The sequence below is a fragment of the Vibrio splendidus genome (genome assembly GCF_001557875.1).
Lineage (GTDB): Bacteria > Pseudomonadota > Gammaproteobacteria > Enterobacterales > Vibrionaceae > Vibrio > Vibrio splendidus_F.
The window spans coordinates 94,402-106,903 of sequence record NZ_LNRF01000003.1; the positions used below are offsets into that span (position 1 = coordinate 94,402).

The following is a 12,502-nucleotide window of genomic DNA, read 5'->3' on the forward strand; positions in this document are numbered from 1 at the left end:
TTTATTATGTGATTATTAGAAATAATGTCAGATTTAGTACGGTAAAAAAAACAAAAAGGCAGAAGAGTTTCCTCTTCTGCCTTCATATTATCTACCGCTCTACTGCGTATAAATTGCAGTAGATTTTAGCTTAGAAAGCCTAGCGTTTTTCTGTACGCATACCCATTAGCAAGCTCACACACATCAGTAATAGAATGATGGTGAATGGCAATGCCGTCGAGATTGCACCCGCTTGTAGAGCTTGTACTGCTTCAGTACCACCAACCCACAATAGAGCGACAGCAATCGCACCTTCAAGGAACGCCCAGAACACACGTTGAGGCACAGGCGTATCAACTTTACCACCAGCAGTAATGCTGTCGATTACTAGGGAGCCTGAGTCAGACGATGTAATGAAGAAGACTAGAACCAATACAACCGCAATGATTGAAAGCAGAGTACCGAACGGCAGTGCATCAAACATTTGGAACATTGCTAATGATACATCCGTTAGGCCGTCTTGACCAAGAATACCAACGTTATTCACGATTTGGTCAATCGCCATGCCACCGAATACTGACATCCAGATGATAGTCACTGTGGTCGGTACAATCAGTACTGCTGTGATGAACTCACGAACGGTACGACCTTTAGAAACACGTGCGATAAACATACCTACGAATGGAGACCATGAGATCCACCAAGCCCAGTAGAATACAGTCCAACCGTGCATCCATGTTTCATCTTCACGACCGTGAGGGTTACTTAGCGGAATGATGTTTTCAATGTATGCCATCAATGTTGTTGGGATAGAACCTAAAGTCACCGCGTAGCCGATTAGAGCCACTAAGATCAGCAGTAGGAAAGCAACCAACATGTTGATGTTACTGATAACTTTAACGCCACCATCAATACCACGAAGTACGGAGACAACCGCCAATAAAGTCACCGCTGTAATCACAATAACTTGCAGCCCTAAGCCCGCTTCGATGCCGAATACATGCTGAATACCACTTGCCGCTTGTTGTGCACCAAGACCTAACGATGTCGCCAGACCAAATAGGGTTGCAAGTACAGCAAGAATATCAACAATGTGACCTGCCCAGCCCCAAGCTCTATCACCTAAAATTGGGTAAAAGATAGAACGAATTGAAAGAGGCAACCCCTTGTTGTAAGAGAAAAACGCAAGTGACAGTGCTACTACGCCATAAATCGCCCAAGGGTGTAGACCCCAGTGATACATGGTTGCACCTAATGCCAGTTTTGCAGCTTCTGGTGTGTTTGGTTCAACACCTAACGGAGTTTCAAACCAACCCGTGAAGTAAGCAGCAGGCTCAGCCACACTCCAGAACATCAAACCGATACCCATACCTGCGGCAAACAGCATCGATAGCCAAGACATGAATGAGTAATCTGCCGTCGCATCAGCACCACCAAGGCGGATTTTGCCGTATGGAGAAACAATCAAGCCCAAGCAGAAAATTACGAAAATATTACCCGACCAGATGAAAAGCCAATCAAACGAATTGATAATCTGGCCTTTAACACCATCTAATGCAGCCTTTGCTGAAGCGGTATCTGTAATAAGAACACCGATCAGGAACAAAGCGATAAGTCCCGCACTGATACCAAATACTGGGTTATGAACATCAAAACCCCATTTTTGGACGTTATCTTGACCGACAGTGTAATCCGTACTGTCGATACTGTATTTATCTATACCTTTAGTCATTATCCCTCTCTACGGAATACTAATAGGGTCTATTGACCGCGTATTCCTTACTTACCTGCGACTTAATTACAAACTCGAACCTACGATCCAAGTAGTACAAGCTGTTGTCACAATAATTCAAATACTTGGATGTCTGAAGTTTAGCAGGTTAACTTGTTGTTTTCAGTAAACCAGAATCGGTTCGATGGAATTTCAAACAATATTCACGTAATTACTCAAGTTTATGACGAAAAAAAGGTCGACCCTGTCGACCTTTTTATCAAAAGTACTTTTAACTCAAAGCATTTTGATGCTTAACCAATTGATTTTCAGTTCGTAAACCTAGCAATAAGCTTAGGCACATAAGCAATAATATGAAGGCAAATGGTAGCGCCATTGATACCGTTCCAGCTTGCAGTGCTTGAATTGATTCCGTACCACCAACCCACAGTAGAACCGCTGCAATCGCGCCGCCCATCAACGCCCAAAATACGCGTTGTGGAACAGGTGCATCCACTTTACCGCCAGAGGTAATGCTATCGATAACCAATGAGCCTGAATCAGACGAGGTGATAAAGAACACCATAATCAAACCAATCGATACCACTGAAAGCACAGAGCTCATTGGTAGTGCATCGTAAGTATGGAAAAGAGAAAGTGTAATATCTTGCAGACCATTCACACCAATCTCGCCCACCTTGTTCGCCACTTGATCAATCGCGATACCACCGAAAATAGCCATCCAGATAATGATTACAGTCGTTGGAATGAACAATACAGCGACGATGAATTCACGAATCGTACGACCTTTAGAGATACGAGCGATGAACATGCCTACGAATGGTGACCAAGACATCCACCACGCCCAGTAGAATACCGTCCAACCTTGCATCCACGTTTCATCATCACGACCATGAGGATTACTTAAAGGAATAAAGTTTTCAATGTAGCCCATTAGCGCAGTTGGGATTGCTTTAATACCCGCCATACCACCAGCGATGGTTACGAAGATAAGTAAGCCCAAAGCAACCAACATGTTGACGTTACTTAGTACTTTTACGCCACCGTTGATACCACGAACCACTGACATTGTTGCTAAGAAAGTAACCACTGCGATAACAATCAGCTGCATGCCAATACCACCATCGGTACCGAACACATGGTTAATACCACTGGTTGCTTGTTGTGCACCTAAGCCCAATGAAGTTGCAAGGCCAAATAGCGTTGCAAGCACAGCGACGATATCAACGATATGACCAAACCAACCCCAAGTTCTATCACCCAAAATAGGATAGAAAATAGAGCGGATTGATAGAGGTAAACCTTTATTGAAGGTGAAGAAGGCAAGCGCTAGCGCAACAACTGCGTAAATCGCCCAACCGTGAAGACCCCAGTTGTAGATGGTTGCACCAAGAGCCAACTTCGCCGCTTCAGGAGAGTAAGCTTCAACACCTAATGGCGTTTCATACCAGCCAGTGAAGTAAGCCACTGGCTCAGCAACACCCCAGAACATTAAGCCAATACCCATTCCTGCGGCGAATAACATCGACATCCAAGATAGGTTTGAGTGCTCTGCTTTGGCATCATTGCCACCAATACGTATCTTGCCATACGGGGAGACAATGAGGGCAAAACAGAAAATAACGAAGATGTTTGCTGCCCACATGAAGAAACCATCGAAGTTACCGATGACTTTCCATTTGATTCCATCAAGCGCCGCTTTTGCGGTGTCAGGGTCTGCGACTAGAAGTGCCAGAAGAAAGACAATGATCGCTCCTGCACTGATTCCAAATACTGGGTTATGAACATCAAAACCCCATTTCTGAACGTTATCTTGTCCTACTGTATAATCGGTATTTTCAATACTATACCTATCTTTTACAGGCTCCATGCTTCCTCTCTAATTTGCAGCGCACAGTTTGCAACATTGCATTCGGCACTTAAATTTCGAAAAGAAGAATATCAACCTGTCGCAAAAATACTAAAAAAACCTCCATAAAGGAGGCCTAAATTACACATTTAGTAATTAAATTACACATTTAATGTAATTTAGCGTAGGATCAGTCGACAAGCCCGGAGCTGACCGCGTACTTAGCAAGCTCTGCTGTAGAATGAATATCCAGCTTGTGCTTAATATTTTGCCTATGGGTTTCGACCGTTCGATAGCTGATATTCAGTGCCTTTGCGACCTCTTTACTGCTCTCCCCTTTTGCGACTAATTTCAGCACAGCCTCTTCACGTCTGCTCAATGGATTTTTGACCGATGGCGTAGGAGTAATCGGCTGAGTAAACAAATTCTGCGTGACTTTTTCACAGAAATAAGTCGAGCCTTGATTGACGGTTTTGATTGCCTGCACCATTTTTTCAGCCGAAATCTCTTTCAACATATAGCCGACCGCACCCGACTGCCTCACCTTCATGATGTATTCACGGTTGTTATGCATAGTCAGCATCAGCACCTTGGCTTCCGGGTCTTCTTCTTTAATCAGGTGGGTCGCATCAATACCATTCATGATAGGCATGCTAATATCCATCAACACCACATTAGGGCGCAGCGTTTTCACTATCTCAACCGCTTCTAATCCATTACTGGCTGTGCCTATCACACTAATATCAGGCTCGAGTTCTAATCTCGCCATAAAGCCATCCAGTACGACTTGGTGATCGTCAGCAATCACAACTCGAATAACTTCACTCATTCACTAATCCTTCTAGTGTCAGTAACACCGTAATTTCCGTTCCGAAACCAATCTCACTCATCAACTCAAAATCACCGCCAATGAACTCCACTCGCTCTCTCATGTTACGCAGCCCGATCCCTCGTTTTTCCATCGCTTTATAGGTATTGAAACCGACACCATTATCTTGGATAAGCAGTTGCAACACGTTACCAATTTGCTGGGCGATAACCGTTACTTTGGTCGCTTGTGCGTGTTTCTCTATGTTATTCAGAGACTCTTGCACCACTCGATACAAGGTCGTTGCGGCTTCTGATTTTAACTTCCCCGGTTGAGTGCTAAATAAAGTTTCCACCTCAATGCCGGAGTGCGCCTGAAAATCTAATAACAACGAAGACAATGCCGCTTCTAAGCCTATGTCATCCAGTGAACTTGGGCGAAGTTGATGTGAAATGTGCCTCACCTCTTCAATCGCTCGCATCAGTGAGTGCTGTGACTTATTCAAATGTGCTTTAAGGTCTTCACTTTGTAGCTTATTACCGAGTAGCTCTAAGTGGCAACGACTCGACACTAATAATTGGTTAATACCATCATGTAGCTCACGCGCTAAGTGCTTCTTCTCGTCTTCTTGGAACATCACTGTCTTGTGCGCCAGTTCTTTTAAGTTGTTATCCGCAATCCGATGTTCATGCATGTTAATGGCCAAGGTCAGTACGATGATGACCGCGACCGTCACGCTCAGAATCACCACAATCGAAAAGAACGTGGTTTCAATATTCTTGTTTATTGCGGCCTGCATCGAGGCCACTTCTTGGTGTACATCTTCAATATACAAGCCAGTGCCAATCATCCAGTCCCAACGTTCTAACCAAGCGGCGTAGCTCAACTTAGACACCACCTCACCCGTCGACGGTTTTTGCCACAAATACTGGTGAAACCCGCCTCCAGTTTGCGCTTCTCTTAACAGAGCTTCTATCAGAAAGTCGCCATCCTCATCTTGCAGTTGCAGTAGGTTTTGACCTATCAGCTCTGGCTGTATTGGATGAACCAAGTTGGTCCCGTGGCGATCATAGGCGAAGAAATACCCATCAGAGCCATATCTAAGTTTAGACAATATGGTTCGAACTTCTTTTTTGGCTTGGGCTTCTTGGATATTTGGATCGTTATAGATGTGTTCTATGGCATCGAACGCAAGGTCAACCGTGTCTTTGAGGGCGTTTTCGCGCGACTTGATTAGGCTATCTCTAAAGATCTCAACTTCTTTATCACCCAATGTCTTGGTTTGATGTAACGAGATCCAGCTGATACTCGCAGTTACGAGCAGCAACGGGAGCAGCGTCAGCAAAATCAGCTTGGCTTTTAGAGGCATTCCTTTCCCTCACAAAAAACGGCTTACTGAACATCAATAAGCCGTTTTACTTTAGCAATTTATAGATAGCCGTTGAAACATATCATTCACATTCTAGGCTTCACTCACATTCCATAGAAAGAAGGGAAAGCGAGAAGTGATCCAAGTACGAGGATTTGAATCAAAATGAACGGCATCACGCCACGATAGATGTCCTTAGTCGTCACGCCTTTTGGTGCTACCCCTTTTAAATAGAACAGACTAAAACCAAATGGTGGCGTTAAGAAGGAGGTTTGTAGGTTCATCGCGATAAGGATAGCAAACCATGTCATGTTGATGCCCATTAGCTCGGCTACTGGCGCAATGATCGGCACGATGATGAAACAGATCTCTACGAAGTCGATGAAGAAACCAAGAATCAGAATCACCAACATAGTAATGATCAGGAAGCCCCATTTCTCACCTGGCAGTTGTAGCATCCACTCTTCAACCAGATAATCACCACCAGTGTAGGTAAACGCCATAGAGAATGCCGTCGCACCCAACAAGATAGCGAATACCATCGCCGTGACTTTCACCGTCTCTTTAGACGCGTCATACACCATTGACCAACTAAACTGACCGTATAGCAAAGCAAGTACCATAGCACCCGCACCACCTAATGCAGCAGACTCTGTTGGCGTAGCAACACCCGCAAAGATTGAACCCAGTACCACTATGATTAACGCGAGAGGTGGAAGAATCGCTTTCAGTGCATTAAACACTTCTTGTTTACGGCTGATGGAGTCATCACGTTCAATCGGTTGAGCCGCTTCAGGGTGTAGCTTTGCGTATATCAAGATATAAACAATGTACGCGCCGACCAGCATCACACCCGGCCAAATCGCCGCTTGGAACAAGTCACCAACAGGCACACCAAGAACATCGCCTAATAGAATCAAAACGATAGATGGCGGGATGATTTGCCCTAACGTACCAGACGCACAAATAGTGCCGCAGGCTAAGCCTTTATCGTAGTTGTATTTGAGCATTACTGGTAACGAGATAAGACCCATCGCCACTACTGAAGCACCTACTACGCCGGTTGAAGCCGCAAGCAATGAACCTACGAGTACCGTCGAGATTGCGATACCACCACGAACACCACCAAACAATCGCCCCATAGACTCAAGCAACTGCTCAGCAAGCTTGGTCTTTTGCAGAACAAGCCCCATGAAAACAAACAATGGAACGGCCATCAGCACCGTGTTTTCCATGATTGATTGAATTCGATATGGCATGAAGGCAAACATTTCGATGCCCTCAGCCCAAACACCAAAGATTAACGCGATACCACCAAAGGTGAACGCGACAGGGAAGCCAAGTAAAAGTGCAAACAAGGCTACGAAAAACATTACTATTCCAATCATGTTCAGCCTCTACTTGTTCTTTGTATGAATATTGTTTGCATGGATAAGGTGCGGATTAAAAATCTTGTTCAGTGAATGCAGGATCAAACCTACACCACTCAGTGCCATTAAGAAGAATGACAGCGGGATCATGGCTTTGATGATCCAGCGATATGGCAAGCCACCGGGATCGCCTGAGGTTTCACCAAGTTCATAACTCTCTTTGGCCACATCAATACCGAACCAAGCCACCAGCAAACAAAACGGCAGTAGAAAGATAAGCGTGCCTAACAGATCGATAATGGCCTGTGCTTTAAAGCTCAACTGCTCATAGAACACGTCGACTCGAACATGACCACCCGCTTTGATGGCATATGGCACACCTAATAGGAAAACGGCGGAGAACAGGTGCCATTCCATCTCTTGAAAGGCAATTGAGACATCGTTGAATGCATATCTCATGACAACGTCATAGACGACGTTGGCGATAAGTAAAATAAACAACATACTGGAAAGCCATCCCAGTGCATCACCGATACGATTAAATATGCGTTCAATATAAATTAGACTTCGCATTCCCGACTCCATGGAATTTGAAAAGACATCGCGCAGCGGGGTAACAAGCTGTTCGATGTAGAAAGGGTTCTTGGGCATTTAATTATTATGTTTAAAATGAACCCGCCGCTTATTCACTCTTAAATACTCAATAAGAAAAGCTTCGGGTTCATTTAGATTCAGTTCAACAAGGGGCGATTATTTCGCTTGGCTATTTAGGTAAGCTCTGTGTGAAATATCCGTCCATGAACGTACCTGCTCTAGGTAGTTTGCTTGAGAAGCTTGGATTTCTTTTGCCAATGCATCTTTCTCAGCGTGCTTAGCAAGTAGACGATCGTTCGCTTCTTTCAGTGCAGACATAACCTCTGGCGGGAAGTCTTTCACTTGTACATCTGGGTACTCAGTCTTCATTGAAACCCAGTTCTTGCCACTTTCGTGCGTAGCTTGTGTGTACATGTCGTAAGCCGCTGTACGCATTGCAACACGTAAGATTTCTTGTAGATCTTCAGGAAGCTTGTTCCATGTACGCTTGTTCACTAGGAATTGAAGCTCTGAGCCCGGCTCATGCCAACCTGTGTAGTAGTACGGCGCGATTTTGTGGAAACCCATACGCAGATCAAGTGATGGACCAACCCACTCTAGTGCATCAATCGTGCGACGCTCTAGAGACGTGTAAAGTTCACCTGGGGCAATATTCGTCGGTTTAGCACCTAGTTCAGCAAGAATCTCACCCGCAAAGCCTGGGATTCGCATTTTCAGACCTTGTAGGTCTTCAACACTATTGATCTCTTTTTGAAACCAACCACCCATCTGAATATCCGTGTTACCGCCAGGGAATGACATCAAGTTATGTGGAGAGTAAACCTGCTCCATCAACTCCATACCACCACCATGATAGAACCATGCATATTGTTCTGCTGGCGTCATACCGAAAGGCATAGATGTGAAGTAAAGCGTGTTTGGAACTTTACCTTTCCAGTAGTAAGAGCCTGAGTGACCCATGTCGTATTGACCAGACTTAACCATGTCAAAAACGCCAAGCGGTGCTTTGTGTTTGTTCGCTGAATCGATTCTGATCTGCAGTCGACCATTCGACATCTTCTCAGCCATCGCCGCCATGTTCTTCGTTGCATCACCGAAAACGGGGAAGTTTGGTCCCCAAGTTTCTGCAAGCTTCAAGCGGTAAACCTTATCAGCAGCAGTTGCACCAGTAGCGACCAAAGCTAAACAAGCCGCAGCAGTAACTGCAACGTTTTTGAAAACTCGTGTTAGGGAGTTAGAAATGAGACTCATGTTCACGTCCTTTGTTGGGTTAACACTCTTTCTATGAGCATTTTTTATGATTCAACATAAGAGTGCACCGTGATGAGGTAACAAGATATCAGGGAGAGCACGCACGACGGGCGTACACAAGCTGCGTATTAGACCAAAGGATTACGTAGAACTACGTAGGAGATGATGGAGTGATGTCGATTTTAAAGGAATCACCTCATTCACTAGAAGAATGTTTATTGATAAATACCTAAGTATTAATAATTAAATACCGTTAACAATTGATTGCTATTTCGTGATGAGGCTCTATTCTCACCACACATCAAATACGCACCTAAATGCACTCAATCCGAGAAAATCATAATTTCAGAGAATCAGAAAACCTACTTTGATGCTTATTGTTTTAAAACATAGGACACGCGAAAGACAGACTAAAAACGTAAGGGGTCAGCCAATTGGAAATAAGACGTTTGGGATTGGCATAATCCGACAAATACAAAAAAGCCTCGAAAATCGAGGCTTAAAAACTTAACGAAGCGAATATAATCCCAAAGGATTAGATAGCTTTGTAGATAACCTTGTTACCTGCTAGCTGCTCTTTCGCTACTAGGTTTTCTTCAAGAAGTTTTTTCAATGCGCCTGTTGCCCATGAAGCTGCTTTCGCGTCTTCTTGACCAGCTGCTAGGCCGATACCTTTAGGGTTAATGCCTTCAGCATTGCTAACAACGATGTCTAGAACTTGTTGTTGCTTAGGAGTCAGTGCTACTGCAACTTCTTTAGTTGCTGCTACTGCTTTTTCTACCGCTGGTTTTGCTGCTACAGTTTTTTCTGCTACAACTTTCTCTGCGACAGGCTTCGCTTTTTTCGGCGTTGCCACTGCTTTAACTACAGCCGCTTTAGTGCGTTTCTGCAGTTTAGCCTGCACCTTACGCTTATGAGCAAGTCTCATTGAATATTTCTCCAGTTCACTGCTCTTTTCGCAGTGGTGAAAATTTGAAGCGCGATTTATACCAAAAAACAGGAGCTATTTGTAGAGTGAAGCGTCGAAAGTCGACGAAAAATACCGATATTGTCTACTAGCGTCTATTATTTAAACATCGACTTATCAATTCAGGGTCATATACACTGGTTATCCATCCAGACAAAAATATGAAAACTTGGTGTTGCCTATGGACACTCGTCACCTTACTAATTTTTCTTTGCCTTCATTCACTCGCTCGTACCGTATCCTCGCCGTTATTTTAGGCTTCATTTGCTTGATCGTTGCGCTCTACAGTGACAACCCAAAGTTACTGATCGTGGGTGCTTTTTGCAGTATTGCCCTTCTGGGAGCCGGCTACTATTTGATGCTGCGCAGCCGAGTGATGTTCACACTTACCCCGACTCATTTTCAGCAGCATTTTTATAAAGGGGGGTGGGTCTTAAAGTGGAACAACATCCAAAAAATTGGGCTTTGCACCTATGAACAAGATGGCTGGCACCAACCTTTGCCTTGGATTGGTATCAAGGTTAAAGATTACTCGCCCTACCTCGATTCGATCTGCCCCAAAATCACCTGTGAGTTATTACTCAGCCAACGAGCACTTTTGTATCTAGGAGCCAAACAAGCGGGTAAAGAGTCAAACTTTGAAGATATGGTTCTCGACTCATCGCATTACCATGCCCGCTGTACTGAAGCTGGCTGTGTAGAGCTAAGTAAATTTAAAGAATCAGAAAACACTGAAGAGAGCTATTTCAGTGACAGCCAAACACTAGCTGCATCTGAACCCTCTAAAATATTAAGTGACAAGAAAGCCGTCATCAAAGATTATTCTGGACTACAGGCGATGCTCGCTAACAGAATGAAATATCAAAGAGGTTTTCACGGCTACGATATTTTTATATCAACCAATGACCTAAATATGAGTGGAGAAGAGTTTGTTGGACTGGCTCGACGCTACTTGGCTGCTGCTGAACGCCTTTCTGATTAAGGGTTGCCAGTAAATTTTCGCGCAATAAAAAAGCTTAGCTTTCACAACAAAAGCTAAGCTTCATTTTTCAATCAATCGACACGAATAATCAGTCTCTTAATCAAAGGTTTAATTAGTATAGAGGCATTTCATCTGCTACGAACGGGTTTGATGCGCGCTCGCGACCGAATGTCGATTCAGGACCATGACCCGGAACGAATGTTACGTCACTGCCTAGTGGCCAAAGCTTTGTCTTAATTGAAGCGATAAGTGTATTGAAATCACCTTGTGGGAAGTCAGTACGACCAATTGCGCCGTTAAACAATACATCACCCACAAACGCTAGACGTGCTTGCTCGCTGAACAGTACAACATGGCCTGGAGTGTGGCCCGGCGTGTGAATCACGTCGATCACTTGATTACCAAACGTGACTTTGTCACCCTCTTCTAACCAAGTGTTTGGTTCAAAGGCTTTACACAGTGGGAATCCAAACATTTGGCTTTGATTCTCTAGACCTTGAAGCCAGAAGTTATCGGCCTTATGTGGACCAACAATATTCACCTTCAAGATCTCAGCAAGTGGTACCGTACCACCAACATGATCTAAGTGACCGTGCGTCAGTACCAAGTTCACCACTTTAACACCTAGCTCTTCAATGATCGCAGCTAGTTGTTGAACATCACCGCCCGGATCGACAACGATGCCTTCCATTGTCTCATCACACCACACAATTGAGCAGTTTTGAGAGAAAGAGGTAACAGGTACAACTTGATACTTAAGAGACATATACAAACCTTAGAGGGCAAACTGAAATTTGGGCAAACTATGACATTGGATGTCTACTTTGACAAGTACCTAGCATTCGCTCGCAAATTCAACCTCACTCTACCAGCTACGTACTGGACCAGTATCGATATGGATAAAGTTGCTACGTGCATAATAACCTACACCACCGGCATTCAGGCTTTTGGCTACGTCTCTTAGCTCTTTCAGATCGACACCATCGATACGAAAATCGATCGCTTTACCAAGCATGTGATAACTCTTCTTCGCCACGCCACTCGACTTTGAGCGCAATGCTTCATTGGTCGCTGGAGAACGGTAACCAGAGATGATCTGGACTTCTTTTTGAATACCTAAGACATTTTGAATCTGAGTGATCTGATCAAACAGGTTTTTATCCATTGGATGAATTTCATTGCGGCGGAAATCGCGACATAGCTTGCTAAGGCGTGCCATCTCGTCACCAACATAGTTAGTACCATCGAAATAACAGGTCTCTAATCTTTCACCGGTGTGAAGGTTATTCATGCTAATCGTTCTTGGTTGATCCGGGTATGAAGCAAAAGCGATAGAAGGTGTAATTGAGGCGATAACAGCGGTACCACCAGCGTAAGTCAGAAACTGACGGCGAGAAAATAAACTTTGAGACATACAGCAAAAAAACCAATTAGATCGAACGAAAAATGCACGATACATAATGGAAATTGCTGCGTCAACGTACTAAAACCGCTCAAAAGGTTAGTATTTGTAACCTTTACGCGGTTAGTTATTGATCCACATTATAATTTTATCAATAGAAGCTTAGTTGTCATTTTTTAGTCAAGATCACCTTTATTGA

At 44.1% G+C, this 12,502-nt stretch carries 11 protein-coding genes; 1 reads left to right on the plus strand and 10 read right to left on the minus strand.

What is annotated here, in order from left to right:
- Positions 1–139: 139 nt before the first annotated feature.
- The 8 genes from ATB74_RS09975 to ATB74_RS10010 form a co-directional block, all read right to left on the minus strand.
- Complete coding sequence (locus ATB74_RS09975; protein WP_061018334.1) at positions 140–1,711, minus strand: BCCT family transporter; 1,572 nt, start codon at positions 1,709–1,711, stop codon at positions 140–142.
- Positions 1,712–1,982: 271 nt separating this feature from the next.
- A complete protein-coding gene (locus tag ATB74_RS09980) occupies positions 1,983–3,581 on the minus strand; it encodes a BCCT family transporter (protein ID WP_061018336.1) in 1,599 nt (532 codons plus the stop codon).
- A 169-nt stretch (positions 3,582–3,750) separates the two neighbouring features.
- Positions 3,751–4,389: a response regulator transcription factor gene (locus ATB74_RS09985; RefSeq protein ID WP_061018338.1), complete on the minus strand. Its 639-nt coding sequence runs from the start codon at positions 4,387–4,389 to the stop codon at positions 3,751–3,753.
- On the minus strand, positions 4,382–5,737 hold the full coding sequence (locus ATB74_RS09990) for a cache domain-containing protein (RefSeq protein WP_060982443.1): 1,356 nt from the start codon (positions 5,735–5,737) through the stop codon (positions 4,382–4,384). The genes ATB74_RS09985 and ATB74_RS09990 overlap by 8 nt, the downstream gene beginning before the upstream one ends.
- A gap of 104 nt (positions 5,738–5,841) precedes the next feature.
- Positions 5,842–7,125, minus strand: coding sequence for a TRAP transporter large permease (locus ATB74_RS09995; protein WP_060982442.1), 1,284 nt, complete (start codon positions 7,123–7,125; stop codon positions 5,842–5,844).
- A 9-nt stretch (positions 7,126–7,134) separates the two neighbouring features.
- The gene (locus ATB74_RS24105; RefSeq protein WP_061018339.1) at positions 7,135–7,680 is read right to left on the minus strand and encodes a TRAP transporter small permease subunit; all 546 of its coding nucleotides are present in this window, start codon (positions 7,678–7,680) and stop codon (positions 7,135–7,137) included.
- Positions 7,681–7,857: 177 nt separating this feature from the next.
- Positions 7,858–8,952, minus strand: coding sequence for a TRAP transporter substrate-binding protein (locus ATB74_RS10005; RefSeq protein WP_061018342.1), 1,095 nt, complete (start codon positions 8,950–8,952; stop codon positions 7,858–7,860).
- A gap of 535 nt (positions 8,953–9,487) precedes the next feature.
- Complete coding sequence (locus tag ATB74_RS10010; RefSeq protein ID WP_004733388.1) at positions 9,488–9,880, minus strand: hypothetical protein; 393 nt, start codon at positions 9,878–9,880, stop codon at positions 9,488–9,490.
- 220 nt (positions 9,881–10,100) lie between these two features.
- On the opposite strand from ATB74_RS10010, the gene ATB74_RS10015 reads away from it, so the two are divergent.
- A complete protein-coding gene (locus ATB74_RS10015; protein WP_060982440.1) occupies positions 10,101–10,901 on the plus strand; it encodes a DUF2982 domain-containing protein in 801 nt (266 codons plus the stop codon).
- A gap of 112 nt (positions 10,902–11,013) precedes the next feature.
- On the opposite strand, the gene ATB74_RS10020 is transcribed toward ATB74_RS10015, so the two are convergent.
- The gene (locus tag ATB74_RS10020; RefSeq protein ID WP_010438163.1) at positions 11,014–11,667 is read right to left on the minus strand and encodes an MBL fold metallo-hydrolase; all 654 of its coding nucleotides are present in this window, start codon (positions 11,665–11,667) and stop codon (positions 11,014–11,016) included.
- A 99-nt stretch (positions 11,668–11,766) separates the two neighbouring features.
- A complete protein-coding gene (locus ATB74_RS10025; protein WP_048659567.1) occupies positions 11,767–12,315 on the minus strand; it encodes a YcbK family protein in 549 nt (182 codons plus the stop codon).
- Between the last annotated feature and the right edge of the window lie 187 nt (positions 12,316–12,502).